The sequence below is a fragment of the Collinsella aerofaciens genome (assembly GCF_028207065.1).
GTDB lineage: Bacteria > Actinomycetota > Coriobacteriia > Coriobacteriales > Coriobacteriaceae > Collinsella > Collinsella aerofaciens_AR.
Genome location: NZ_JAQLFP010000026.1, coordinates 13,051 through 39,024, shown reverse-complemented (window position 1 = coordinate 39,024; position 25,974 = coordinate 13,051). Strand labels below are relative to the sequence as shown.

Here is a 25,974-nt window from a genome sequence, read left to right as displayed (position 1 = left end):
GGGGTAGCTAAAATAGCCCCGTCCCAAATTAGCTGCCCCAGTCACAGTAGTCGTTGGGGACACTCTTCGCGAAAAAGCTGCAAGGACTGTCCCCAGCTGCCGGCAGAAAAGGAACGTCCCCAACTGCCGGATTAGGCGAGGCTCTCCAGAACGTGGCGGAGCTCCTGCTGGACGGCGTGGTCGCGGTTACAACCCACCACGCGATCGGCCACCGCCTTAAGCGCGGGGCGCGCGTTTTCCATCGCGCAGCCCGTGCCGACAAAGCGAATGATCTCGTAGTCGTTCATCGAGTCGCCAAACGCTATGACCTCGTCGCGATCAATGCCGTAATGCTCCGCGAGCTGCGCGATACCCGAGGCCTTCGATACACCAGGCTGCATGGCATCGATCCACGCGTTGCCCGAAGGCGCAAAAGTAAAGAGCTGACCAAGTTCGCGCTGTAGCACGTACGCACTGTCCATAACCGCACTGTCGTCGCAAAAGATACTCGCTTTGATGATATTTACGCTGGGATCGGGCAGCTCCCAAATACGCTCGGCATTGGGAAGGTCCTTATCGACCTCACGCACGAACTTGCACTCGTCATCGAGCAGGAAGGACTTGGTTCGGTCAAAGAGCGCAAGATGCAGATTGGGAAACGTCCTGACGGCTTGGGCGAGCCTTCGAATCGCCAGGTGGGAATACACCTCACGGTCTACCATCTTACCGTCGGCGTAGACTTGGGCGCCGTTAGCGGCGACAAAGTCCATCTTGTCGCGAACGGGCGCAAAGAACTCGCACAGGCGATCGTAGCGACGACCTGACGATGCGGCGAAATGCACGCCATACTCGTGTAGCGCCAGAATCAGTTCGTAGGTCTCGGGAGGCACCTGGCCGTTTTCGTCAAGCAGTGTGCCGTCCATATCGGATGCAATCAGTTTAAACATAGAAAAGCTCCCTTCGGGCTTAGTAGTGAAAACAGATGTATATCTGAAAACACCGTACCCAAAGGGAGCTCGAATAAGACCCCGTAGTTATAAACGTTACATGGACCTAGCAAATAGCTCACGCGCGCCAGAGGCCCCACGGTCGCGACGTCAGGCAGCCCGCCAAAGAGTGTCCCCAACGGCTAGTCGTTTAAGAACGTCCCTGATGACTAGTCGGCGTAGGTGAAGGTTGTGACGTCGAACATGCCCTCGGGACGGATGCGGAGCGTCGGGATCACCGGCAGGGGCAGGAAGATGATGCCCATGATGGGGTCGAGCGGCGGCTCGATGCCCATGGCGCGCGCCTTGACCATAAAGTCGTCGTGCTGCGCCGCAACGTCTTCGGCAGCGCCCTCGCTCATCAGGCCGCCGAGCGCCAGCGGAATGCGCGCCACGACCTCGCCGTTGCGCACCAGCACGTGGCCGCCCTGGCCCACGGCCTCAACGGCAGCCATCATATCCGCCGCATTGTCGCCCACCACGCACACGTTGTGCGAGTCGTGGCCGATCGTGGAGGCAATGGCGCCACCGGTGATGGTAAAGCCGCGCACCCAGCCGCGACCGATATGCTTGCCGACCAGGCCCAGGCCAGCGGGGCCGTCGCCGTCGGCGCCCTCGGCCTGCAGCGACACGCCGCGGCCATGGCGCTCAATCAGCATAATGCGGCGCAGGCCCTCGGTGTTCTTGGGGCGAACCATGCCCGTGATGGCCTTGCCCGGCACCACGTCAATCACGGCCTCGCCCGGCTTAAAGGCATAGTCGAATACGTCGAGCGAAAGCTTCGGCAGCTTAACGGAGGCGCGTAGCTCATCGGCAAGGGCCGCGACCTCGGCCATCTCGGGTGCAATCTCGCCCACAAAAGTGCCGTCCTGTGCCACGAGCGCGCCGGCGGCATACACGCGATGCGGAGCCGTGGCAAACGTCAGGTCATTGAGCACCAGCAGGTCGGCACGCTTGCCCGGGGCAATCGCACCACGCAGCTCGTGTGGGTCGCGGCAACCGTGGTCCAGGCCAAACGCCTCGGCCGTGGAGAGGGACGCCATAGAGATAGCGACCACGGGGTCGATGCCGGCCTCGATAGCCGCGCGGCAGGCATTGTCGATCATGCCGGTCGCAAGCGCATCGGAAGGGGCGCGGTCGTCGGTCGCGAAGCAGCAGCGGCGGGCGCGCGCGGGATTCTCTAGCAGCATCGGCGACAGGTTGGCCAAGTCGTGGCTACACGTACCTTCGCGCAGCATCACATACATGCCGCGGGACAGTTTATCGAGCGCCTCCTCGGGAATCGTCGACTCGTGGTCGGCGATAATACCCGCCGCGGCATAGGCATTGAGGTCCTTGCCGGCAACGAGCGGCGCATGACCGTCGACCTGCTTGGACGGCGTCTGGTTAGCGGCATCGATGCGAGCACAGGTCTCGGGATCGGCCATAAAAACGCCCGGAAGGTTCATCATTTCGCCCAGGCCAAAGACATCGCCCGGATGCTCGGCAAAAAACGCCTGCATATCGGCAGCCGAAATAACGGCACCGGCCTGCTCGTCGGGCAGCGCGGGCACGCACGAAGGCATCATGTACTTGATGGAGATGGGTGCGCGGCGGCCGTCCTCGATCATAAAGCGCAAGCCGTCGAGACCGGCAACATTGGCAATCTCGTGGCTGTCGGCAATGGCGGTGGTAGTACCGCGCGTCGCGGCCATGCGAGCATACTCGGCGGGACGGATGTTCGAGGACTCGATATGCAAATGCCCGTCAATAAAACCGGGAGCGAGATAGCGACCCTGGCAGTCGATGACCTCAGTTGCCTCGTAGGTGCCAGCAGCATCGTCGCGACCATCGTAGAGCACGCCGACGATCACACCGTCCTTGACGGCAACGCTACCGGGCGCCACACGCTGGCCATACACGTCGACGATCTGCGCATTGGTAAACAGCGTGTCGACGGGCACGCGCCCCTCGGCAGCATCGATCACAGACCTCATGACCTCAACGGACATACATACTCCTTTAACCGTAGAAAAAAGCTGCGGAGCGGACAGACCTTCACCGCAGCAAGCCAATAGCCATTGTATGCCAAAAAGAAAGTCCCGCTAACACCCCTTCCGCTTAACGGCACCGCCAAATGATCCCTCCGTCCCCAAGGGATCGTCGCAACCAAAAAGGCCGCAGTCGGGATTCCCGGCTGCGGCCTTATTGCACTTGTGAGGTCAACTCGCTCGTTAGACCAACTTAAAGCCCTTGCGCTTGCCCACGGAGAGGGTGTCGCCCAGCTTGAGGGCGCTCGGATCGATGTTGTAGCTCTTGGGAGCCACAGCCTTGCCGTTGATCTTGACGCCGCCGCCGTCGATGTCGCGGCGGGCCTGACCGGCGCTGGCCGAAAGGCCCAGGTCCTTGAGCAGGCCAGCGAGGTAAATCTGGCCCTCGTCGTTGACGGTCAGCTCAACGTGCTTCTCGGGGAAGTCGGCAAGCTGGCCCTCCTTGAACACACGGTCGAACTCGGCCTGAGCCTCGTCGCCGGCGCCAGCACCGTGGTAGGTGTCGCACAGGTCGCGGCCTAGAGCGCGCTTGAGCTCGTAGGGGTCGGCGGAGCCATCGGCCAGGGCGGCATCGATCTTGTCGACCTCGGCCGGGGTGAGCGAACTGGCCAGACGATAGTACTTGCCAATCATCTCGTCGGGGATGGACATGGTCTTGCCGAACATATCCTTGGGAGCATCGGTCAGGCCGATGTAGTTACCGTAGGACTTGGACATCTTACGGACGCCGTCGGTGCCCTCGAGCAGCGGCATGGTGAGCGCGATCTGCGGTTCCATGCCCATCTTCTCCATGAGCTCGCGGCCGGCGAGCAGGTTAAAGAGCTGGTCGGTGCCGCCCATCTCGACGTCGGCCTTGATCTGCACGGAGTCGAAGGCCTGCATCACAGGGTACAGGAACTCGTGCAGGGCAATCGGCGTCTGGGACTGGTAGCGCTTGGTAAAGTCGTCGCGCTCGAGGATGCGGGCGACGGTGAACTTGGAGCACACCTGCAGCAGGCCGGCCAGGTCCATCGAAAGGATCCAGTCGCCGTTGTGCACGATGGTGGTCTTCTCGGGGTCCAGGATCTTCATGGCCTGGCTCACGTAGGTCTCGGCGTTGGCCTCGATCTGCTCCTGCGAAAGCTGCGGGCGGGTGGAGTTCTTGCCCGAGGGGTCGCCGATCAGCGCAGTGCCGTTGCCGATGATAAGGGTGACGTTGTGGCCCAGGTCCTGGAACTGACGCATCTTGCGCAGGGGCACGGCATGGCCCAGGTGCAGGTCGGGGCTGGTGGGATCGACGCCGAGCTTGATGTTGAGGGGCTCGCCCTTCTCAAGCTTCTTGCGAAGGTCGGCCTCGGGGACGATCTGCGCTGCACCCGAGGTGATGATACGCATTTGCTCGTCAACAGACAGCATTGGGTATCCTCCTTTTGCTATAGCACCCTCACCGGATACGGCGGTGCTGGAAGTTCATAAACCCACTAATAATAACCAAAACAGCGCGACGCGGCACCTACGACAGGAAAATCCTCGTCCTGCCGCACGCGTCGATAACGACCGGCAAACGCGTGCCGTCACGTTCGACCAAAAAGCGCGCCTGCTGACGGCGCGAGCAGTCACGGCAACGGACCTGCCCCGTTGCATCCGTGGCGCAGGCGCCCTCGGCAGTCAGCAAGCAGTGCTCGCACACCATGAGCTCGGGACGGTCGGCATCGACAGGCCCCAAGACACCGGGGCAAGCGGCAAGTTCGGCAACACGCTCCGCATCATTGCCGAGCAACTCGGCCGACAAGCACACCCGCCCCGCACCGAGTCCGCGCAGCCAGGTAAGCGTGGCCCGATTGGCACAGAACACCGGCGCCGCCACGTCAAACGTTGTGCCCAGCTCGCGGGCCATCGCCACTTGTCCCAGATTGCGGCAGACGACGCGCCCGGCACGCTGCATAAGCGCCCGAGTCCGCTCGGCGTCGCCCGCGCGGCACACTTCGTCGAGCACCACCGTTGTATCGGACAGATCTCGCTCATCGCGCGGACCCACATCCATCAGCTCCCAGGCAAAGACCATACGAGCAAAATCCTCGCGCTTTGCCGGCCCCGCCGACCCCACCAACTCCGTCGACGCACCGCCATCCACCGCAGCGCCCTCAAAGGGCAGCACCTCAACGGCACGCGCAACGGGCGCAATCGCATCCGCCTCGGCCCGCATGCGCTCCAACACCGCCGCCGTCTGATCCAACACGCCGGCGCTGCGAATCAGATAGACCTCGCAGCCCGCGTCCACCTTACGTTTGCAATGCACGACGATGCGCTCCCCCGCAGCGGCATCCACGGGGCAAGGCACCTGTGGCCAGCGCTTGGGCACATCGGGACGCGCGTCGGCACCCGGGTAAAATCGGATTTCGAGCGTATCGCCCGCCGCCACGGCGGCATCAAGCTCAACCGTCACCTCTTCGTGACCCACCGCCACCAAGTGGCCCACGCGCACGCCCTGGTTGATCGCGCGCTCAAAGCTCATGAGCTCGGCACCCGAACGACCCCGCAGGTAAGCATCGGTAAACCCACGGTTAAACGACCTTCCCAGCTCGCGTTCAAGCTCTTCCACGGCACCGGAGTCCCACGCGCCGTCGCACAGCATATCGAGTGCCCGACGCCACACCCTCACCACGTTGAATACGTAATCGGGATTCTTCATGCGTCCCTCGATCTTGAGCGATGCCACGCCGGCGGCAACAAGCTCGGGCAGGTGCGCGATACCCAGATAGTCACGCGGACAAAGCAGGCGGTCTCCCTCGACGGCAACAACACTCTGCCCCGCCTCGTCCACTAGGTCGTACGCCAGACGGCACGGCTGCGTGCAGTCGCCGCGCATCGCCGAGCGCCCACGCCGCAAGGCCGAGAACTCGCACGCCCCCGAATAGCCGATGCAAATCGCACCGTGGCAGAATACCTCGATGGGCACGCCCGTGGCACAGAGCACCGCAATCTCGTCGACCGTCAGCTCGCGTGCCGTCGTCACGCGCTCGACCCCCAGCTCATCGGCGGCAAGCCGCACGGCACCCTCGCTATGAGCGCCCGCTTGCGTGGACAGGTGAATCTCGACCCCGGGAATCGCCGCGCGCAGCGCGCAGGCCAACCCGGCATCGGCGACAATCAGAGCATCGGCGCCCAGCTCCAGTGCATGAGCTCCCAACGCCACCGCGTCGGACAACTCATCGTCAAACACGAACACGTTGAGCGTTACGTACACACGCACGCCATGGGCATGCGCCACGGCGCAGCCGCGCGCAAACTCGTTATCCGTAAAGCCATGGGCGCTCACACGGGCGTTAAAGCCGCCCAACCCCGCATAGATGGCATCGGCACCCGCGGCGATGGCCGCAAGCATCTGGTCGAGTCCGCCCGCCGGCGCCAGCAGCTCGGGCAGCGCCGCACCGGCAGCATCCAATCCAGTCTCGTATTGTCCGCTCGGCCCCATCGTCCGAATCGCCATCGACAAACTCCTTACCAAGGTATGCATTCACTCTGAAAAATGCCGTCTTCCAGCATACACGAGGCCTCGCGCGCCCCGTTTGGTTTATCGTGTAATAACTTATGTCCATCCTGCCCCGACGGCACATCCACCGTCCGGCACGACATACCTGGAGGTCAATATATGGGTCCTCGCCAACGACAGGGACGCAGCCGTTCAAAGACGCATGCTCTGCCCATAATCCTGCTCTCGTTTTTGGGCTTTCTGCTGATTGCGGGCGTGGCATTTGGCATCGGCATGGTCGGCAACGTCAACCGCTGGCTGTCCGATCTGCCCGACTACACCGACGCCAACGCGTATCTGGTGAGCGAGCCCACCGAGATCGTCGACTGCAACGGCAACAAGATCGCGAGCTTCTACACGCAAAACCGCAAGTCCATCACCAAGGACGAGGTCTCCCCCTACGTGCTGCAGGGCACCGTTGACGTCGAAGACGAGCGCTTCTACGAGCACGGCGGTATCGACCTGTGGGGTATCGCGCGTGCTGCGGTGGCAACCCTCGGCGGCGGACACGAAGGCGCCTCGACGATCACCCAGCAGCTTGTGCGCAACACCATCCTGCAGGAGGAGCAATTCGACTCGACCATTGAGCGTAAGGTGCGCGAGGCCTACATCGCCATCAAGATGGAGGACATGTACTCCAAAGACGAGATCCTCATGATGTACCTCAACACCATCTATTACGGCCACGGCGCCTACGGCATCGAGGCCGCAGCCGAGACCTACCTATCCAAGAGCGCCGCCGACCTCACCCTGAGCGAGGCCGCGCTACTCATCGGCCTTCCCAACTCGCCCTCGCAGTACGACCCCACGGTCAATCCCGATCTGGCACTGTCTCGCCGCAACAAGGTTCTCGACAACATGCTGCGCCTGGGCCACATCACCCAAGAGGAGCACGATGCCGCACAGGCCGAGCCCATCACCCTCAACGTGACCGAAATCTCGGGCAGCGGCGTCGACGTTTACTCGCAGCCCTACTTTGTCTCCTACGTCAAGCAGCTGCTGGAGCAGGAGTTCTCGACCGACGTGCTCTTTAAGGGCGGCCTGACCGTCAAGACCACCATCGACCCCACGATGCAGCAGGTGGCAGAGAATGCCGTCCGGGAGCAGCTCGACACGCTCTCGCTCGACGGCCTGGACATGGGCATGGTCGTCGTCGACCCCAAGACCGGCTACATCAAGTGCATGGTGGGCGGCTACGACTACAACGCTGACGAGAACCACGTAAACCATGCCACGGCCAAGCGTCCCGTCGGCTCCACCTTTAAGGCCTTTACGCTGGCAACTGCCATCCAAAACGGCATGAACCCCAACGTCACCCTCAACTGCAACTCGCCGCTCAAGGCCAAGGGCACCACGACCGAGGTCCAAAATTACGCCAACCAGAGCTATGGCAACATCACGCTTAAGCAGGCGACGGCATACTCCTCCAACACCGGCTACATCCAGGTGGCGGAAGCCGTCGGCAACAGCAAGATCATCTCGCTCGTCAAAAAGCTCGGCATCGACCCCGCCAAGGACAACATCGAGGACGTTCCCGTCATGACCCTCGGCACCGGCTCGATCTCGCCGCTCGAGATGGCCGCCGCCTACGCGACGTTTGCCAACGGCGGCTACTATCGCCAGCCGATCGCCATCACCGAGATTGACTCTCGTACCGGTTCGGTGCTGTACCAGCACACCGACAATCCCTCACAGGTGCTTACCGAGGGCGAGGCCGCCGCGGTCACCGATGTTCTGTCCGGCGTCATGAAGGGCAGCGGTACGGGTGCTGCCGGCGCTCTGAGTGTCAACCAGCCCTATGCCGGCAAGACGGGCACCACCGACAACACCACCAACCTGTGGTTCTGCGGCTATACCCCGCAGCTGGCGTGCGCCCTGTGGACCGGCTATTCCGCGGGCGAGATCCCCATCCAAAAGTACGGCACGGACCTGCTGGGCGACAGCACCAACCTGCCTGTCTTTAAGCGGTTTATGAACACCGTTCTGACCGGTACCGAGCGCGAGGAGTTTGCGACCGGAACGGCGCCCACCTACAAGAACAACAGCGTCTGGAAGTTCTACGGCACCAACAACACCAAGAAGTCGGAGAACGACGACAAGGACAAGGACGAAGAGGAAGAGGAAACCACCACAACGACTACCACGACGACCACGACCACCGAGACCACGGGCGGCGACACCACCGGCGGCACCGGTACGACCGGTGGCTCGACGGGTGGCTCCACTGGTGGTTCGACCGGCGGCGATGGCGGCACGCCTACGCCTACGCCTACGCCTACGCCTACGCCTACGCCCACTCCCGACCCCTCGCCCACGCCTGACGATACGGTCGGCTAAGAAGTACGCGACTAAAGCCAACAAGGCCCCGAGCAGCTTATTGAACTGCTCGGGGCCTTTTAGTTTGAAGCGACCTGGTGGGCGGTCTTTATACCGGCAAACAAAAAGGGGTACCGACCAACGTCGATGCCCCTTACAAGCCACTATGTCAGCGCACACAATGCCGAGCGCACGACCCGCACACCTACTTGCGAGAATTGCTCAACTTATTGATCAGCGCCTCGAGACGCTCGCCGTCCTCGGCCGTCTGGGCAATAACCAAAATCGTATCGTTGCCGGCAAGCGAGCCAAGCACATCGGGCAACTCTGCCGCATCAACGGCGGCGGCGATGCCGGAAGCCGTGCCAGGCTGAGCCTTGATCATAACCAGATTATCAGTACGCAGAACGCCCGTTACGAGCTCGGAAACCATACGCTGCAGATGCAGGTCCTCTGCCAGAACATAGATGCCCTCAGGGAGCTTACGCAGCCCCATATCGGCAATATCGCGAGAGACAGTCGCCTGCGTGCAATCAAAGCCCATAGCACGGAGCTCATCGACCAGCACGCGCTGCGTGCGGACATCCTTATTGCGCACAATATCTCTAATGGCATCCTGGCGCCCATTGCGTTTTTTAGCCATACAAACCCTCTCTCCAAAAGATGGCGGAGACAATCAATCAGTGATTGAATAGTTTAACGCTATTTGAAGGCTTTTGTGTATAAGAACGCATTTCGAAACAATTCTATGCAAGTTTGTTTCGTAATGAGCCGTTTAGGCGGTTTTTGCGCCCGTCCGGTTAAGAAAAGCTGCCAGATGCGTACACATCACGCAGCGCGCGGGCTTGGCGCTGGCGATCGGCCCAAACAACAGACCGAGTCCCCGATGGTTATCCTTGAGCGCGGCGACCATCTGACGGGTTCGAGGCGCCTCGAGCATATCACGCATGCGGGCGGAACGCTCGATTGACGACACCCCATGCGGGCTCAGACACAAATTCTCAATGCAGGCGACCAGTCCGGCAAAGTAGAACTTTTGGCTTGCCAGCTTGAGCCGACCACCGCTATCTGCTTCCGAGAGTGAGTCCGCAAGCTCGTCGAGCGCTCGAGTGTCATCGGATATCCTGGCATACATGGTGGGATCAAAGGCATCTGTAAGCTTAGGTGCCGCCGCGTGGAAACAAGCGTCGCCGCAGCCGGACACGAATCGTGCCTGCGAGAGCGCATAGGCCATAAACTCAACCGTACGGTACGCCTTGCCGCGCGACAGGCATGCCTCAAACAGCGGACGGCTATACATCACGCCAGAGGTCTGAGCGACTAGGCCGCCCAAAATCAACTGGGGCAGCCCAGTCACCATAGAAGACTCGTCTTCTATGGCAATAGAGGCAGCATCCAAGACGCGCGAATGACGCTCGCGATGCGCATCGTATCGATCGAGCGACACCGAGGGGAGCACAATGTCTGCCGCAGTATCGCACGCGATATCGACCATCTTGGAAAGGGCCTGCGGAGCAAACCACTCATCGGCGTTCATGGCGATGATTTGAGAGCCGCGCGAGGCATCAAAACCGGCACGAAGACAAGCGCCGCGCTTCGCGTCCTCGACGTCAATCAAATCAATATGGATGTCCCTGTCGGCAGCAACTTGAAGCGAATGGCGCACACCGGGCGCAGCATCGCGGCAGACAACGACAATCTGCAAATCGTAGAGGTCTTGGTTCTGGATACTCTCGAGCGCACGCATCGCATAGCTGGGCGAACCTTCTACCACAAGGATCACCGAAAGTCGCGGATGCGAACCACGTCGAACCAAATTATCCGTCCTCTCGACAGCAATGAATCAAACCGTGGTTCATGGTACACCCCGGCAATAAAAGCAATGAGACACCGGTTGCATTGCACGCCAAGAACAGATGTTGCACACGCGCAGCCCACAGATGACAGGTGTCGACGCACGACACGTCGAGCCCTCCCCTAGTCGAGCACGACAAGCTCGGCGGGATCGTAATCCACGCCCATAAACGTAAGGCCGCAGGCAGGAGCCGTGGGGCCCGCAGCGGTGCGGTCGCAAGCATCGATAACCTCGCGCATCCACCCGGGTTCACGGCGATGCATGCCAATCTCGACAAGCGTGCCCACGATCGTACGGACCATCGAATGCAGAAACGCATTGCCCTCGATGGTGAACGTCAGGATGTCCTCGCCAAACGCAACCTCATGGCCAAATTCGGCACGCATCACGCAGCGATGCGTGGGCTTGCCAACGGCCGAAGCAACCTTGCAAAAGCTTTTAAAGTCCTGCTCGCCCAGCAGTGCGGGGCAGGCAGCAGACATAGCCTCAACATCCAAGGGATAGCGATGCCACCACACGGCACCGCGGGACAGCACGGGGCGCGCATCTCGATCGGCAATACGGTACGTATACGTACGGGTGCGCGCGTCAAAACGCGCAGAAAAGCCTTTACGGGCTTTGTAGACCTCGTTAATGGCGATATCTTTGGGCAGTAGGGCATCCATAGCCCGCAGCCACCTACGGCGCGTACAAGCGAGCTCAGCGTCCGTTACGGGCACGCTGATGTACTGAGCCACGGCATGCACGCCGGCATCGGTACGCCCCGCGCACGTCAGATCGATCGGGCGGCGAAGCAGCGTCTCGATGGCTCGACGTAGCTCACCCGCAACCGTCATCTGTCCCGGCTGCTCGGCAAATCCGCTATACGACGAGCCATCATAGGCCACGCGAAATACGAGCGTAGCATCAAGCTCGGAAATCGAATTGAAATCAGACGGCGCAGTCATGGGCGCTCCCAACAAACAAGCAACGGTATCGCGACAAAAAAAGAGGGGTACGCGAACGTACCCCTCGAATATAGCCTATGCAGACGGAATGTCTACTCAGCGGTCTCCTCAGCAGGAGCCTCCTCGACGGCCTCGACCTTCTTGGGAGCAGCGGCCTTCTTGGGGGCCGGAGCAGCCTTCTTGGCCTTAGGCGTGCAAGGCTCGGTGACGAGCTCCATGATAACGATGGGAGCGTTGTCGCCCTTACGGTTACCGAGCTTCATGATGCGGGTGTAACCGCCGTTGCGGTCCTGCCACATGCCCTGAGCAGCCTTGTCGAAGATCTCGGCAACGAGCTGCTTATCGCCGAGCTTGGCGATAGCCAGACGACGAGAGTGCAGGTCGCCCTTCTTGGCCCAGGTGATGATCGGATCGACGACCGAACGCAGCGCCTTAGCGCGGGTCTCGGTGGTCTTGATGCGGTCGTTCTCGAAGAGGGCCTTAGCAAGGCTCTTCTTCATGGCCTTGGTGTGGCTCGCATCGGTGCCGAGCTTCAGGCCCTTCTTAACGTTGTGACGCATGGTCTAGTTTCTCCTCAAATATGCGAAGCATTAAGCCTTCAGGCTCAGGCCCATGGACTCAAGCTTGTCCTTCACTTCCTCGATCGACTTAACACCGAAGTTACGGATGTTGAGCAGATCGTTCTCCGAGAACTCAACGAGCTGACGGACCGAGTGAATGCTGGCGCGCTTAAGGCAGTTGTAGGAACGGACGGAAAGGTCCAGATCCTCGATCTGCTTGTCCAGCTCGGCGTTGTCGTTGGTGACCTCGGGAGCGAAGATCGAAGCCTCCTCCTCGACCTCGGGGGTCTCGGCAAGGTTCATAAAGGCGGCCATATGCTGGTTGATGATATTGGCAGCCTGGACCACGGCGTCGCGCGGGGCGATGGAGCCGTTGGTCTCGATCTCGAGGACAAGGCGGTCGTAGTCGGTATGCTGACCGACACGGCAAGCCTCAACGAGCTTGGCGCAACGGGAAACCGGCGAGTACAGCGAGTCGACATGGATCACACCGATGGGATCGTTGTCGCGCTTGTTGGCCTCGCCAGAAACATAGCCGCGGCCATAGCCGATGCGCATGCTCATGGTGAGATGGCCACCCTCGGTGAGCGTAGCGATGTGCTGCTCGGGGTTGACCAGCTCAAACTCGGACGGAATAAAGAAGTCCGCACCGGTGACCTCGCAGGGGCCGTCAACCGAGATGGTGGCGGTCGCCTCGTCGGTCGTGCCGAGAGCCCTGAAGACAAGACCCTTGACATTCAGGACGATGTCGGTGACATCCTCGACCATGTTAGGGATGGTCATGAACTCGTGCTGCGCACCATCGATCTGAATAGCCTCGACGGCGGCACCCTCGAGCGAGGACAGAAGAACGCGACGAAGGGAGTTACCCAGCGTATCGCCGTAGCCACGCTCGAGCGGCTCGACGGAGACACGAGCAGACGTCTCGTTGATCTCTTCGACCTGAACCTGAGGCCTAATGAATTCTGACATGTATTACCTCCAGCCTCAGCAGCCCGGATGGACTACTTAGAGTAGAGCTCGACGATGAGCTGCTCGTTGATATCACCGCTGATCTGCTCACGCGTCGGCAGAGCGAGCACGTTACCAGACAGCTTCTCGATATCGACCTCGAGCCAGCCAGGGACCTCAAAGCGCTCGGAGGAAATCAGAGCCTCCTTGATGGGGAGGAGGTCACGGAACTTCTCGCCGACAGCGACGACGTCGCCGGCCTTGACGCGGTAGGACGGGATGTCCACGCGCTTGCCGTTCACGGTGAAGTGACCGTGACGGACGGACTGACGAGCCTCTTTGCGGGTGCGGGCGAAGCCAAGACGGAAGACGACGTTGTCGAGGCGAGACTCAAGGATGATCATGAGGTTCTCACCGGTGACGCCGTTCATCTTGCGGGCCTTGTTGAAGTAGCCGTGGAACTGCTTCTCCAGAACGCCATAGATGAACTTGACCTTCTGCTTCTCGCGCAGCTGCATGCCGTACTCAGATTCCTTGCGACGGCGCTTGGGCTGACGGATAGATTCCTTCTTGCTGCTGTAACCGAGCTCAGCGGGATCGATCCCGAGCTGACGGCAGCGCTTAAGAACAGGAGTCCTGTCGATTGCCATATTGATACGATCCTTTCAGTTACACGCGGCGACGCTTCTTGGGGCGGCAGCCGTTGTGCGGAATGGGGGTCTTGTCCTGGATGCTCGAGACCTCGAGGCCAGCAGCCTGGAGGGAGCGAATGGCGGTCTCACGACCGGAGCCGGGGCCCTTGACGAAGACGGAAACCTTCTTCATACCGTGCTCCATGGCCTGCTTGGCAGCAGCCTCGGCAGCCATCTGGGCAGCGAACGGCGTGGACTTACGGGAGCCCTTGAAGCCCACCTGGCCAGCCGACTTCCAGGAAATGACGTTGCCCTGGGGATCGGTGATCGAAACGATCGTGTTGTTGAACGTAGAACGAATGTGAGCCTGGCCCACGGAAATGTTCTTACGGTCCGCGCGCTTCAGACGGGCAGCGCGAACGTTCTTCTTAGCAGTAGCCATCTATCTAGCGCTCCTTATTTCTTCTTCTTAGCACCGATCTGACGCTTCGGGCCCTTGCGGGTACGAGCGTTAGTGTGGGTGCGCTGGCCGCGGACCGGGAGGCCCTTGCGGTGACGAAGGCCGCGGTTGCAGCCGATGTCCATAAGGCGCTTGACGTTCTGGTTGCGCTCACGGCGGAGGTCGCCCTCAACCATGATCTGGTTCTTATCGATATAATCACGGATGGCGTTAACCTCATCCTCGGTGAGGTCCTTAACGCGCGTATCCACGTTAACGTTGCACTCGACGCAAATCTTCGTCGCAGTGGTGCGGCCGATGCCGTAAATGTAGGTCAGACCGATCTCAACGCGCTTCTCACGCGGGAGGTCGACACCATTAATACGGGCCAACGTAGTCTCCTCTCTTAACCCTGACGCTGCTTATGACGGGGGTTCTCGCAAATGACGAGGACCTTGCCATGGCGCCTAATGATTTTGCACTTATCGCACATCTTCTTGACCGAAGGACGTACCTTCATCGTTCTTCCTTTCGGTAGCGCTCAAACTACTTCCCTACTATCTACTCGCCCAGCCGCAGGCGTTTAAAACTATGGCTGGTCTTCACACACAATCCGACCGTAGGTTGAGCTAAGCCTGCAGTCGGAAATGGAGTGCGCGTATGCGTGCCGCTATTTGTAGCGATAGGTGATGCGGCCGCGGGTCAGGTCGTACGGGGAAAGCTCCACGACAACCCTGTCACCGGGGAGAATACGGATGTAATTCATTCGGATCTTGCCAGAAATGTTGCACAGAACCGAATGACCGTTCTCGAGCTCAACCTTAAACATGGCATTAGGCAACGGTTCCTTTACCGTACCCTCGAGCTCAATTGCGTCTTCCTTCTTCACAAGCAATCATCTTTCTCTAGAAAACGACAGCGATTGAGTATTTTACAACACGTATGCACGCATCGTAATAACTTCGTAATGGCTCCACAACTAAGTGGAACTTGTTACATTTGAAATGTTAAGGCGTGCATTTGACGCAAGTCCTACATTTCACCGCCCTGCAAGGAACACCAAGCACCTTGCGCGTCGGTGGTGAGAATCACCGGACCGTCATTGGTGATGGCGACGGTGTTCTCGTAGTGCGCGGCGGGCAGGTGGTCGTTGGTCGTAACAATCCAACCGTCGGAGCCCGTGCTCACATGGTTGGAACCCATCGTAACCATCGGCTCGATGGCAATGACCATGCCGGCTTGGAGGCGAACGCCCCTCCCCTTCTTTCCATAGTTAGGAACGTTGGGGTCCTCGTGCATCACGCGGCCAATGCCATGGCCCACATAATCACGAAGCGCGCCGTAACCGTGAGACTCGGCGAGGGACTGAACGGCATAACCGACGTCCCCGATATGGTTACCGGGAACAGCCTGCTCGATGGCAGCCTTAAGGCAATCGCGCGTGACCTCGCACAAAGCCTTGGCTTCGGGCGTGGGGGTGCCGACGAAAAACGTCCAAGCGTTATCGCCGACCCAACCGTCGACAACGGCTCCCGTATCGATGGAGATGATATCGCCATCGCGCAGGATCATGTCGGGGTTGGGAATACCGTGGACCACGGCATCGTTGATCGATGCGCAAATGGTCCCCGGGAACCCGCCGTAACCCTTAAAGGCCGGGGTGCCGCCATGCATGCGGATAATCTGCTCCGCGAGCTGATCAAGCTCAAAAGTCGAAACGCCGGGGCGCACCATGGCTCCAACGTGGCGGAGCGCCATCTTAGATAGCGCTCCTGCCTTCTTCATCTGCTCGATTTGCGTTGCAGACTTAATCTTGATCATAGACCGAGAGCCTCTTTGACATCCCCGTACACGGTCTCGCGAGCCTGGTCACCGTTGACCGACTTGAGCAGACCCTGGCCACGATAGTAGTCGACGAGCGGGCTCGTGGACTTCTCGTAGACGTCGAGACGGTTCTTGATGGTCTCGGGCTTGTCGTCGTCGCGCTGATACATCTCGCCGGCGCACTTGGGGCAGGTAGCATCGGCAGCGGTGCCGGTGTAACCGCAGGCGCGGCAAGTGCGACGCGAAGACAGACGATCGATGATGACCTCGGGGGCCACGTCGACCAGAAGGGCGCAGTCGATCTCGCGACCCATGGCGGAGAGCTCGGAATCGAGCGTCACAGCCTGGGCGGTGTTGCGCGGGAAGCCGTCGAGGATGAAGCCCTGCTGGGCGTCATCGGCGGCAAGGCGCTCCTTGACAAGGTCGATCACGAGCTGGTCGGGAACGAGCTCGCCAGCGTCCATGTACTTCTTAGCCTGAATACCAAGCTCGGTGCCGCCCTTGACGGCAGCACGCAGCAGGTCGCCCGTGGAAATGTGAGCGACGCCAAACTCGGCGACGAGCTCCTGTGCGACGGTGCCCTTACCGGCACCCGGAGCTCCGAGCAATACGAGGTTCATGAGCAATCCTCCTCTAGCCTATTTAAAGAATCCATCGTAATCATACATCTTGATCTGGCCTTCGAGCTTATCGACCGTGTCGAGCACGACGCCGACCATGATGAGGATGGACGTGCCGCCAAATGCCTGGATCAGATGGTTACCCGTGAAGGAGAAGATGATCGAAGGCACGATGGCGATGAGCGCCAAAAAGACAGCGCTGGGAAGCGTAATCTTGTTGAGCGCGTTCTTGATGTAGGCCGCGGTAGCCCTACCCGGACGCACGCCCGGAATAAAGCCGCCCTGCTTCTTAAGGTTATCGGCCGTGTCATCGGGGTTGAACACCATGGAGGTGTAGAAGTACGCGAAGAACACGATGAGGACAACGTTAAGCACCCAGTTGAGCCAACCGGTCGAAAGCGCAGAGGCAACTGCCTGAATCCAGCCGATGCCGGGGAAGAACACGGCAATCTGAGCCGGGAAGTACAGCAGCGCCGAAGCGAAGATGATCGGCACGACGCCCGCGGTGTTGACCTTGATGGGCAGGTAGGTGGTCTGTCCACCCATCATGCGACGGCCCACGACGCGCTTGGCGTAGGAGACCGGAATGCGGCGCTGGCCGCGCTCAAGGAAAACGATCAGCGGGATAACCAGCAGGATGATGGCGCAGATGATCACCATGGTGATGATGCCACCGGCATTGCCCTCGGTGCTGGAGAAGATAGCCTGCGGCAGACCGGCCATGATGTTCGCAAAGATGATCAGCGACATGCCATTGCCGATACCGCGCTGGGTGATGAGCTCACCAATCCACATGATCAGCATGGCGCCCGCAGTGAGCGTGCCGACGACCATGAGGTCGAAGATGATCTCGGGAGCGCCGGCGCCATTAAAGCTGATGCCGAAGCTCTTAAAGAGGAAGAGGTAACCCACGGAGTTGAGGATTGCCAGAGCCAAGGTGAGGTAACGCGAATACTGCGTAATCTTGGTCTGACCGACCTCGCCCTCGCGGGCAAGCTCATGCAGGGAAGGCACGACGGCCTGGAGCATCTGGAGGATAATCGAGCTGGTGATGTAAGGCATGATGCCCAGCGAAAACACCGACACATAGCTCAACGCGCCGCCAGAGAAAAGATTCAGGAGGGCCATAGCACCTGCGGCGACCGAATTGTTATCGGTCGAGAAAAGGCCCAGCATCCCCTGGAAGGGAATGCCGGGCACAGGAACGTGCGCACCAATGCGGTACACGACGAGCATAGCTATGGTAAAAAGAATCTTTTCGCGCAATTCTTTGATGCGGAAAGCATTCTTAAGACCATTTAGCACGGCAGCTCGACCTTTCCGCCGGCGGCCTCGATCTTGGCCTGCGCAGAAGCGCTGACCTTGTCGACCTTGACCGTGAACTTCTTGGTGAGCTCACCATTGCCGAGCACCTTGACGGGCTCGAACTCGCTCTTGGTGATGCGAGCGGCCTTAAGAGCGGCACCGTCGATCACAGCGCCATCCTCGAACTTACGCTCGAGACGCTCAACGTTAACAGCGGTGTACTCGATACGACGGGGGTTGCGGAAGCCCGGAAGCTTGGGCAGGCGCATAGCCAGCGGAGTCTGGCCACCCTCGAAGCCGGCACCCTTGGTGCCACCAGAGCGGGAACCCTGGCCCTTCTGGCCGCGGCCAGAAGTGGTGCCGTGACCCGAAGAATTGCCACGGCCGACGCGCTTGCGGTTCTTAGTGGAACCGGGCGCGGGAGTAAGATCGTGAAGCTGCATTTGCTACTCCTCTACAATCTCGACAAGGTGCTTGACCTTGAAGATCATGCCGCGGACGGACTCGTTGTCAGCAATCTCGCGAACCTCGCGGATCCTGTGGAGACCGAGGGCACGGACAGTACGGACCTGGTCCTGCTTGCAACCGTTGGTGCTGCGGACCTGCTTGATCTTGATGGTGTCAGCCATGCTTAGTTCTCCTTACCGACGAACATCTCGGAGACCGTCAGGCCACGGCGAGCCGCGACGTCCTCAGGGCTGGAGAGCTCCTTGAGGCCCTCGACGGCAGCCTTGATGATGTTGAGGCCGTTGTCGGTACCGAGGGACTTGGACAGGACGTTCTTGATGCCAGCAAGCTCGAAGAGGGGACGCACAGCGCCGCCGGCGATAACGCCGGTACCCTCGACAGCGGGCTTGATGATGATGCGGCCGGCACCAAAGTGGCCGAGAACCTCGTGCGGGATGGTGCCCTGCTCGGTCACCGGCACGTGGAACATGTTCTTCTTGGCATCGAGAGACGCCTTGGAGATGGCCAGGGGCACCTCAGCGGACTTGCCCATGCCAACGCCGACGTTGCCCTTGCCGTCGCCAACGACGACGAGAGCGACGAGGCTCATGCGACGACCACCCTTGACGGTCTTCGACACGCGGTTGATGTAAACGACGCGCTCCTCGAACTCGGAGGCCTCGCGCTGCTGCTTCTGATTACGAGCCATGTGCTACATACCTCCTAGAACTCGAGACCGGCGGCACGAGCACCGTCGGCGAGGGCCTTGACGCGGCCATGGTAGATACGGCCACCGCGATCGAAGGCGACCTTGGTGATGCCGGCCTCGATGGCACGCTTGCCAACGAGCTGACCGACCTTCTCCGCAGCCTCCTTGTTCGAGGTGTGGGTGCCCTTGAACTCGGCCTCGAGGGTCGAGGCAGAGACGAGCGTCAGGCTGGAGCCCTTGCTGTCGTCGATGATCTGGGCATAGATGTTGGCGTTAGTACGGGTCACGCGAAGACGCGGACGCTCGGAGGTACCCGAGACCTTGCCGCGAACACGACGCTGACGACGCTTGAGGCCTTCCAGCTTCGCCTTATGCTTGTTCATACGTAAACTCCTAAAAAGGTTGATCTTGCCAGCACCTGACGGGGTGCTGGTCTTATGCGAGTGAGTCGGTTACGACTACTTGGCGGCCTTACCCAGCTTGCGGCGGATGTGCTCGCCAACGTAGTGGATACCCTTGCCCTTGTAAGGCTCGGGAGGACGATGGCCGCGGATCTCAGCGGCGATCTGACCGACCTGCTGCTTGTTGATACCCTTGACGTTCACGTGGGTGTTGTCGGGAACCTCGAAGGTGATGCCCTCGGGAGCCTCGACGATCACGGGGTGCGAGAAGCCCAGGGAGAACTCGAGGTTCTTGCCCTTCTGCTGCACGCGGTAACCGACGCCGGCGAGCTCGAGCTTCTTCTCGAAGCCCTCGGAAACGCCAACAACCATGTTGTGGATGAGGGCACGGGTGAGGCCGTGGCGGGCACGGGTCTCACGCTCGTCGTCGGGACGGGAAACGGTGAGGACGTTGTCCTCGATGTTGATAGCGAGCTTCTCAAAGACATCGAGCTCGAGCTGGCCCTTGGGGCCCTTGACGACAACGTTGTTGCCGTTGACTGCCACTTCGACTCCGGCGGGAATCTGGACAGGCTTATTACCGATACGAGACACGGTGATCTCCTTTCCTTCTACCTACCGAGCGAATTACCAGACGTAAGCGATGATCTCGCCGCCGACGTTGTGCTTGCGAGCATCGCGGTCGGTCATGACGCCATGGCTGGTGGAAATAATGGCGGTACCAAGGCCACCGCGGACGCGGGGCATGTCGGCAACGCCGGTGTACTTACGCAGGCCCGGCTTGGAAATGCGGCGGATGCCGTTGATGACCTTAGCCTTCTTGGGACCATACTTAAGCGTGATGTGCAGAGTCTTCTGGGGAACGGTGTCCTCGACATCGTAGCCCTCGATGTAGCCCTCCTCGTGCAGAACACGAGCGATCTCGACGAGCTTCTTGCTGCTCGGCATGGAGACCGTGGCCTTGTTCACAGAGTTAGCGTTACGGATGCGCGTAAGCATATCTGCGATCGGGTCTGTAAGGTTCATACAGATTCTCCTTCGTTCTTGATGAACACGTGCTCTTGGTTCTTCGCCGCCCTTAACGGCAAAGCCTAACTAGCGCGTTTTCCCTGTTCCAAACGGATGCTTGAAACGCTGGTAGTGACTTACCAGCTGGCCTTCTTAACGCCGGGAAGCTCGCCCTTGAGCGCAAGCTCGCGGAAGCAGACACGGCACAGGCCGAACTTGCGGTACACAGAGTGCGGACGGCCGCAGCGCTGGCAGCGCGTGTACTCACGAGTAGAGAACTTCTGCTTGCGATTGCACTTGACGATCATCGATGTCTTAGCCACTTATATCCTCCTCACATAGAGTAATGTTCGCCCCAAGCGCCGCCCCCTTGTGGGAACGGCGCTTATAGGGCAGGTGAACCTATTTCTTGAACGGGAAACCGAAGGCGTCCAGAAGGGCCTTGGCCTCCTCATCGGTGTTGGCGGTGGTCACGAAAGTGATGTCCATACCACGCTGGTGATCGACGGAATCGAAGTCGATCTCGGGGAAGATGAGCTGCTCGGTGACGCCCATGGAGAAGTTACCACGGCCGTCGAAGCTCTTGGCGGAGATGCCGCGGAAGTCGCGGATACGGGGGATCGCGACGGAGGTCAGACGATCGAAGAACTCCCACATACGGTCGCCACGCAGGGTAACCTTGCAGCCGATCGGCATACCAGCGCGCAGGCGGAAGGTAGCGATGGACTTGCGGGCACGGGTGATCATCGGCTGCTGGCCGGTGATAGCGCGCAGGTCGCGCACGGCACCGTCGATGGCCTTGGAATCGGTAGCGGCCTCGCCGACACCCATGTTCACGACGATCTTCTCAAACTTGGGGATCATCATGACGTTCTCGTACTGGAACTTGTCCTGAAGCTGCTGCTTGACCTCGTTGTTGTACTTGGTCTTCAGACGCGGCACATACTTCTCTTCTGCCATTGTTCACTCCTTCTTGGGGTTTTAAGCACGGGGCGTGGCCACGATGGGTTGTCCTCGTGCCTCCTGGCTGCATCCGCGCCGCTCATGGCATTTTGCGGTTTGGACTCGACGCAGCAGGAGCCGACAAAACAATCGGTACTATACGCGCATCGGGAGCGTATTTCCAGAAAAACCTCGTCTGCCTGCACAACTCCACAACTCCCCCGCACAAATTGATCCCTAGAGGACGGAGGAAAATGGCAGTTGCGGTGAAATAGGGACTGTTTGATGGCCCAACAGGCTTAAACAGTCCCTATTCCACCGCAACTCATATATGGGGCGTTATTTTTGGTGGGGCAGGACCAGGTTGAGGACGACGGCGACAAGCGCGGCGACGGCAATGGAGGATCCGCCAAAGACGGTGCCGACCCATGCGGGGAATCCAGCGCCGGCAAGCGCGCCGGCCGTGCGCTCAATGCCCGTGCCAAAGGCGATAGAGAGACCCATGAGCGTGGTATCGCGCTGAGACAGGCCGTGGCGGGCAAACATGACCACACCGTTCATGCCGATGGTCGCGAACACGCCGATCGTAGCGCCGCCGATTACCGGCTGCGGAATGGACGTGAGCACTGCCGCGCACTTGGGCAGCAGGCCCGCGATGAGCAGGATGGCAGCCGCAAGCGTAAAGACCATGCGGTTGACGACCTTGTTCTCGGCGATAATGCCCACATTCTGGCCAAAGGTTGCCGTGGGGACGCCGCCCAAAAAGCCCGACAGCATACCGACCAGGCCGTTGGCGATCAGACCGCCCGAGATCTGGCTATCGGTCGCAGGGGTATCGAGCGCGGCGGACGACACGGCGGCAAACTCGCCCATAACCTGCACGGCGTTGACAATGGCGACAACGCCCACAACGGCGCACGCGGCAGGGTCGAACACCAGACGATGGGCACCCAGGGTCGGCGGAGCAAACCAGCTGGCGGTCGCGATAGCCGAGAAATCGACCATGCCCAGCACCGTCGCCAAAACAAAGCCCGCGCAGATACCGGCCAGGATGCTGCCCAGCCTAAGCGCGCCCTTGCCGTAGTTACCGACCATAAAGGTGACGACAAACGTCACGAGCGCGACGGCCCAGTTGGTGACACTGCCAAAATCGGCAGCGCCCTCCCCGCCCGCCATGGAGGCAACTGCCACTGGGCATAACGACAGGCCAATGACAAAGATGACGGTGCCAAGCACCGGGGCCGGGAACAGAAAGCTCACGCGCCTGAACAGTAGGCCGAAGAGCACGACGAGTGCGCCGCCGATTACCTGGGCGCCCAGCACGGCCTCAAAGCCGAGCTCAAGACCGACCGCCTTGAGCGCCGGCACGAAGGTGAAGCTCGCGCCCATCACGATGGGCAGGCCCGAACCGACGACACCTTTTATGGGGAACTGTTGAAGGAAAATGTCGAGCGCCGAGAGGACGAGCGACGCCTGGATGACAGCGGCTTCCTCTTGAGGGGTAAAGCCACAGACCGACGCGATAATGATGGCGGGCGTGACGATACCCGCGAATGCCGCCAGCACATGCTGCAGCGCATGGGGTAATACCTGCACAAACGAAACTTTTCCCGTACGCTCGAACAGGGCATCCCCTGCTGCCGACTCTGCCATTTGCGCCTCCCATACCCTAAGCAGCGGCCCCATGCCGCTCAACGGTCGGACATTATAGGGCATATGACACAGGTAGCATTTTGACCCGCATGCGGCAGAGGGCTGGGGCAGCTCATTTGGGATGCGACTAGCGCTTGCGGGGGACGAGTTTGGTGCGACGCAGGTGGATCATCTCGGCGGCGATGGAGATGGCGATCTCCTCGGGGTCCTCGGCCTCGATGGCGACACCGATCGGCAGGTGCAGCTCGTCGATCTGGCCCTGCGTGAAGCCCTCCTGCTCCAGGCGGGCGCGCACAAAGGCGGTCTTGCGGCGCGAGCCCAGGCAGCCCAGATAGGCGGGTTTAGCGCGCATGGCCTGAATCACCACGTCGATATCGGACTTGTGACCCGCCGTGGCGACGACCACCAAGTCGCGCGGGCCGATGGGGCACAGCTCGCTCAGGTTCTTATAATCGACCAGACGACGGTCGTAGACGCCGGGCACCCATTCGGGGGTCAGCGTGCCGGGGCGGTCGTCGCAAGCCACGACGGCAAAGCCCGCCGCCGTGAGCACCCGCGCCGTCGCAGCGCCCACGTGGCCGCAGCCAAAGATATAGGTCAGGCCCTCGGGGCAGAGCGTCTCGATGTGCGCCGGGGGAATCTCGGAGGCGGCGTTGGTGTAGGTGACCTTACTCCCCTCCTCCACCAGCGAAAGCTCGGGGCAGCCGGCAATGGTATGGCGCGATGTCTCGCCATGGTACTCAACCACATCGCCCTCGAGCGCGCTCGCGATAAACGGCTCAAAGTCGATGACGAAGTCGCCGATGCGCCGATAGGCCAAGACGTCGGCAACCGACTGGAACAACGGTGCCTGAGTCGCATCCAAATGCAGGTAGCACAGGCAGATGGCTCCGCCGCAGATCATGCCGGTATCGGAGTTCTCGCCGCCCATGGTGTAGCGGACCAGACGCGACTGTCCCGCGCTCAGGAGCTCGCGTGCCTCATCCAGCGCAAAGAGCTCAATCTTGCCGCCGCCGATAGTGCCTGCCTGGTTGCCATCGGCAAAGACAGTCATCCATGCGCCCACACCGCGCGGCGACGACCCCGCCGTACCGGCCACGACCACGAGCTCGCACGTCTCGCCAGCACGCAGGGCGGCAAGTGCCGCATTCACGACATCGAGCTTTTCCATTGCCGCCTTCTATCCTCTAAAGACATCGGTGAGCATAGCGAGTGCCTCGAGCACGCCGCCGCCGACCGATGTCGCCTTGTCCGAAATATAGTTGATGTAGCTGGCGTCGCCGCGCGGATCGACATCGGCGCATTTAAAGCCCTCAGTCACCTGCACGCCGTTCGCCAAAAGCCCGCGCAGACAGCCATCGATCTGCGTGCACATGGGCGTATCACCCGCGTAGCCAATCACGTCTCCGGCGCTCACGATGTCGCCGATTGCGCGGTCGGACCGAAACACGCCGGCGGCGGGGCTGTGGATAACACGTTCCTTGCCATAGCCGGCGATAATGCCCGGCACGCCCGTGTTGGGCTGGGGCGAACCTTGGGTAATGACACGGCCGAGAAAATGCCCGCGCATGGTCTCGACCACGGCGTCGCAGTCAACCGGCGCGGTAAAGCCCGGCCCCACAGCGATGACGGCAGGCGCCATGTCGCGCGTGGTGCCCAAGTTGCGCTTGGCCAGAATCGCGTCGACCACGGCAGCGGGTTTCAGCTCGCCAAGCATCTTGGCCTGAGGGTCCACCACAACGGCGACGTCTCCCGCTTGGGTAATCTCGAGCGCCTCAGCCGGCGTCTGTGCCAAGCGAGCGCGAATGCCCTCGACCTGGACCTCGCCCAGGCGAATGGCCTCGCAAAAACTGATTGTGCGGCGGATGCACGTGGGAACCGCGATATCGGCCATAACGACCGACACGCCGGAGCGCACCAAGCGAGCGGCGACGCCCGTGGCGATATCGCCGGCGCCGCGAACATAAACGAGCATTCCCGGGGCACCTCCCTGTGCTACGGTTTGAGCAGAGCAAAAGCGGTTCGACCGCTACTCTGATGATTATTTATTATCACAGTATTATACGGCGGTGAACAGATGGAAACGGTTGGCGGCAATCTTGCCTCTGCGCTCAGGATCGAGCCGGGCATTACCGCGATTATCGGCAGTGGCGGCAAGTCGACCTTGCTAAAGACGCTCGGCCTTGAGCTTATGCGCGCTGGCGGCCGCGTGCTCCTCTGCACCACCACGCGCATGTTCCCCGTCGCCGGCGTGCCGTGGGACGGGTCGAGCCGTCGCCTGGACGCCGCGCCTTGGAAGCCGGGGGCCCTGCATGTTCCCGGCTGCACTTGCGAGGCATGCGCGGGACTTGTCCGAGGAAGTATCTGCCAGGCGGGTGTTTTGAACCCGGAGACAGGCAAGCTCTCCGCCCCCGCCGAGCCGCCCAACGAGCTGGCGCAGCGCTTTGACTATGTGTTGGCCGAGGCAGATGGCAGCAAGCGACTCCCGCTCAAGGCGCATGCCGCCTGGGAGCCGGTAATTCCCGCCGCCACGGCAAACGTTGTCTGGGTCGTCGGCGCCTCGGGGCTGGGCAAGCCCGTCGCCGAGGTTGTCCACCGCCCCGAGCTCTTCTGCGAGCACTGCGGCTGCGAGCCTACCGACATCGCCACGCCCGAGCGCGTCGCCCAGGTGCTCAATGCCGAAATGCAGGCGCTGGGACTCTGCGCCGCACGCGTCATGCTCAACCAAGTCGACACGCTCAGCGACCCCACGATGGCCGACCGCTTCGAGACAGCTCTCGACCGCCCCATCGTCGCCACCAGCCTCCAGGGGTAGCTAATTTGGGACGGGGCTCTTTTAGCTACCCCGGCGGCCTTCCT

30 protein-coding genes are annotated in these 25,974 nt (G+C 60.8%); 2 read left to right on the top strand and 28 right to left on the bottom strand.

Going from position 1 to position 25,974, the window contains the following annotated elements:
* Window positions 1-131: 131 nt before the first annotated feature.
* The 4 genes from PMX72_RS08040 to PMX72_RS08025 form a co-directional block, all read right to left on the bottom strand.
* On the bottom strand, window positions 132-926 hold the full coding sequence (locus PMX72_RS08040; RefSeq protein ID WP_271729588.1) for a Cof-type HAD-IIB family hydrolase: 795 nt from the start codon (window positions 924-926) through the stop codon (window positions 132-134).
* Between the two features lie 209 nt (window positions 927-1,135).
* Window positions 1,136-2,956 (bottom strand): adenine deaminase, encoded by a 1,821-nt coding sequence (locus PMX72_RS08035; protein ID WP_117773365.1) that lies wholly within the window; start codon window positions 2,954-2,956, stop codon window positions 1,136-1,138.
* Window positions 2,957-3,178: 222 nt separating this feature from the next.
* Window positions 3,179-4,390: a tyrosine--tRNA ligase gene (gene tyrS, locus PMX72_RS08030; protein ID WP_035137437.1), complete on the bottom strand. Its 1,212-nt coding sequence runs from the start codon at window positions 4,388-4,390 to the stop codon at window positions 3,179-3,181.
* Between the two features lie 97 nt (window positions 4,391-4,487).
* Window positions 4,488-6,464, bottom strand: a complete 1,977-nt coding sequence (locus PMX72_RS08025; RefSeq protein ID WP_271729589.1) for a U32 family peptidase — start codon at window positions 6,462-6,464, stop codon at window positions 4,488-4,490.
* A 162-nt stretch (window positions 6,465-6,626) separates the two neighbouring features.
* Here PMX72_RS08025 and PMX72_RS08020 point away from each other — a divergent pair, with 162 nt between their 5' ends.
* Window positions 6,627-8,843 (top strand): transglycosylase domain-containing protein, encoded by a 2,217-nt coding sequence (locus PMX72_RS08020; RefSeq protein WP_271746197.1) that lies wholly within the window; start codon window positions 6,627-6,629, stop codon window positions 8,841-8,843.
* A 184-nt stretch (window positions 8,844-9,027) separates the two neighbouring features.
* On the opposite strand, the gene PMX72_RS08015 is transcribed toward PMX72_RS08020, so the two are convergent.
* The 24 genes from PMX72_RS08015 to yqeB all read right to left on the bottom strand — a co-directional run bounded on the left by PMX72_RS08015 (window position 9,028) and on the right by yqeB (window position 25,090).
* Window positions 9,028-9,465, bottom strand: coding sequence for an arginine repressor (locus PMX72_RS08015; RefSeq protein WP_006235280.1), 438 nt, complete (start codon window positions 9,463-9,465; stop codon window positions 9,028-9,030).
* Window positions 9,466-9,597: 132 nt separating this feature from the next.
* Window positions 9,598-10,596, bottom strand: a complete 999-nt coding sequence (locus tag PMX72_RS08010) for a glycosyltransferase family 2 protein (protein ID WP_128620365.1) — start codon at window positions 10,594-10,596, stop codon at window positions 9,598-9,600.
* Window positions 10,597-10,799: 203 nt separating this feature from the next.
* Window positions 10,800-11,624, bottom strand: coding sequence for a tRNA pseudouridine(38-40) synthase TruA (gene truA / locus PMX72_RS08005; protein WP_271729592.1), 825 nt, complete (start codon window positions 11,622-11,624; stop codon window positions 10,800-10,802).
* A 92-nt stretch (window positions 11,625-11,716) separates the two neighbouring features.
* Window positions 11,717-12,184 carry a 50S ribosomal protein L17 gene (gene rplQ, locus PMX72_RS08000; protein WP_006235277.1) on the bottom strand — a complete coding sequence of 156 codons (468 nt, stop codon included), beginning with the start codon at window positions 12,182-12,184 and terminating at the stop codon, window positions 11,717-11,719.
* A 30-nt stretch (window positions 12,185-12,214) separates the two neighbouring features.
* Window positions 12,215-13,156 carry a DNA-directed RNA polymerase subunit alpha gene (locus PMX72_RS07995; RefSeq protein WP_006235276.1) on the bottom strand — a complete coding sequence of 314 codons (942 nt, stop codon included), beginning with the start codon at window positions 13,154-13,156 and terminating at the stop codon, window positions 12,215-12,217.
* Window positions 13,157-13,188: 32 nt separating this feature from the next.
* On the bottom strand, window positions 13,189-13,785 hold the full coding sequence (rpsD, locus tag PMX72_RS07990; RefSeq protein WP_006235275.1) for a 30S ribosomal protein S4: 597 nt from the start codon (window positions 13,783-13,785) through the stop codon (window positions 13,189-13,191).
* 19 nt (window positions 13,786-13,804) lie between these two features.
* Complete coding sequence (gene rpsK / locus PMX72_RS07985) at window positions 13,805-14,209, bottom strand: 30S ribosomal protein S11 (RefSeq protein ID WP_006235274.1); 405 nt, start codon at window positions 14,207-14,209, stop codon at window positions 13,805-13,807.
* Window positions 14,210-14,223: 14 nt separating this feature from the next.
* A complete protein-coding gene (rpsM, locus tag PMX72_RS07980; RefSeq protein ID WP_022094275.1) occupies window positions 14,224-14,598 on the bottom strand; it encodes a 30S ribosomal protein S13 in 375 nt (124 codons plus the stop codon).
* A gap of 14 nt (window positions 14,599-14,612) precedes the next feature.
* The gene (rpmJ, locus tag PMX72_RS07975; protein WP_006363204.1) at window positions 14,613-14,726 is read right to left on the bottom strand and encodes a 50S ribosomal protein L36; all 114 of its coding nucleotides are present in this window, start codon (window positions 14,724-14,726) and stop codon (window positions 14,613-14,615) included.
* Between the two features lie 150 nt (window positions 14,727-14,876).
* The gene (gene infA / locus PMX72_RS07970) at window positions 14,877-15,095 is read right to left on the bottom strand and encodes a translation initiation factor IF-1 (protein ID WP_035137443.1); all 219 of its coding nucleotides are present in this window, start codon (window positions 15,093-15,095) and stop codon (window positions 14,877-14,879) included.
* 143 nt (window positions 15,096-15,238) lie between these two features.
* Window positions 15,239-16,027: a type I methionyl aminopeptidase gene (gene map, locus PMX72_RS07965; RefSeq protein WP_271729593.1), complete on the bottom strand. Its 789-nt coding sequence runs from the start codon at window positions 16,025-16,027 to the stop codon at window positions 15,239-15,241.
* On the bottom strand, window positions 16,024-16,650 hold the full coding sequence (locus PMX72_RS07960) for an adenylate kinase (RefSeq protein WP_055252238.1): 627 nt from the start codon (window positions 16,648-16,650) through the stop codon (window positions 16,024-16,026). Before PMX72_RS07960 ends, map begins: the two co-directional genes overlap by 4 nt.
* A gap of 18 nt (window positions 16,651-16,668) precedes the next feature.
* Entirely contained in the window at window positions 16,669-17,955 is a 1,287-nt protein-coding gene (secY, locus tag PMX72_RS07955; RefSeq protein WP_089573561.1) for a preprotein translocase subunit SecY, read from the bottom strand.
* Window positions 17,949-18,398, bottom strand: coding sequence for a 50S ribosomal protein L15 (rplO, locus tag PMX72_RS07950; protein WP_006235267.1), 450 nt, complete (start codon window positions 18,396-18,398; stop codon window positions 17,949-17,951). The genes secY and rplO overlap by 7 nt, the downstream gene beginning before the upstream one ends.
* A 3-nt stretch (window positions 18,399-18,401) precedes the next feature.
* On the bottom strand, window positions 18,402-18,584 hold the full coding sequence (gene rpmD / locus PMX72_RS07945) for a 50S ribosomal protein L30 (RefSeq protein WP_006235266.1): 183 nt from the start codon (window positions 18,582-18,584) through the stop codon (window positions 18,402-18,404).
* Window positions 18,585-18,586: 2 nt separating this feature from the next.
* Window positions 18,587-19,111 (bottom strand): 30S ribosomal protein S5, encoded by a 525-nt coding sequence (gene rpsE, locus PMX72_RS07940; RefSeq protein WP_055252236.1) that lies wholly within the window; start codon window positions 19,109-19,111, stop codon window positions 18,587-18,589.
* 14 nt (window positions 19,112-19,125) lie between these two features.
* Window positions 19,126-19,494 (bottom strand): 50S ribosomal protein L18, encoded by a 369-nt coding sequence (gene rplR, locus PMX72_RS07935; RefSeq protein ID WP_006235264.1) that lies wholly within the window; start codon window positions 19,492-19,494, stop codon window positions 19,126-19,128.
* 75 nt (window positions 19,495-19,569) lie between these two features.
* The gene (gene rplF, locus PMX72_RS07930) at window positions 19,570-20,106 is read right to left on the bottom strand and encodes a 50S ribosomal protein L6 (RefSeq protein ID WP_117564182.1); all 537 of its coding nucleotides are present in this window, start codon (window positions 20,104-20,106) and stop codon (window positions 19,570-19,572) included.
* 33 nt (window positions 20,107-20,139) lie between these two features.
* Window positions 20,140-20,538: a 30S ribosomal protein S8 gene (gene rpsH / locus PMX72_RS07925; RefSeq protein ID WP_006235262.1), complete on the bottom strand. Its 399-nt coding sequence runs from the start codon at window positions 20,536-20,538 to the stop codon at window positions 20,140-20,142.
* Between the two features lie 119 nt (window positions 20,539-20,657).
* Window positions 20,658-20,843, bottom strand: a complete 186-nt coding sequence (locus tag PMX72_RS07920) for a type Z 30S ribosomal protein S14 (protein WP_022094280.1) — start codon at window positions 20,841-20,843, stop codon at window positions 20,658-20,660.
* Window positions 20,844-20,922: 79 nt separating this feature from the next.
* Window positions 20,923-21,480 (bottom strand): 50S ribosomal protein L5, encoded by a 558-nt coding sequence (gene rplE / locus PMX72_RS07915; RefSeq protein WP_006235260.1) that lies wholly within the window; start codon window positions 21,478-21,480, stop codon window positions 20,923-20,925.
* A 321-nt stretch (window positions 21,481-21,801) separates the two neighbouring features.
* Window positions 21,802-23,115 carry a uracil-xanthine permease family protein gene (locus PMX72_RS07910; RefSeq protein WP_271729594.1) on the bottom strand — a complete coding sequence of 438 codons (1,314 nt, stop codon included), beginning with the start codon at window positions 23,113-23,115 and terminating at the stop codon, window positions 21,802-21,804.
* Window positions 23,116-23,242: 127 nt separating this feature from the next.
* Window positions 23,243-24,286: an XdhC family protein gene (locus PMX72_RS07905; protein ID WP_271729595.1), complete on the bottom strand. Its 1,044-nt coding sequence runs from the start codon at window positions 24,284-24,286 to the stop codon at window positions 23,243-23,245.
* 9 nt (window positions 24,287-24,295) lie between these two features.
* Entirely contained in the window at window positions 24,296-25,090 is a 795-nt protein-coding gene (gene yqeB / locus PMX72_RS07900) for a selenium-dependent molybdenum cofactor biosynthesis protein YqeB (protein ID WP_271729596.1), read from the bottom strand.
* A 102-nt stretch (window positions 25,091-25,192) separates the two neighbouring features.
* On the opposite strand from yqeB, the gene yqeC reads away from it, so the two are divergent.
* A complete protein-coding gene (yqeC, locus tag PMX72_RS07895; protein WP_271729597.1) occupies window positions 25,193-25,930 on the top strand; it encodes a selenium cofactor biosynthesis protein YqeC in 738 nt (245 codons plus the stop codon).
* Window positions 25,931-25,974 lie beyond the last annotated feature (44 nt).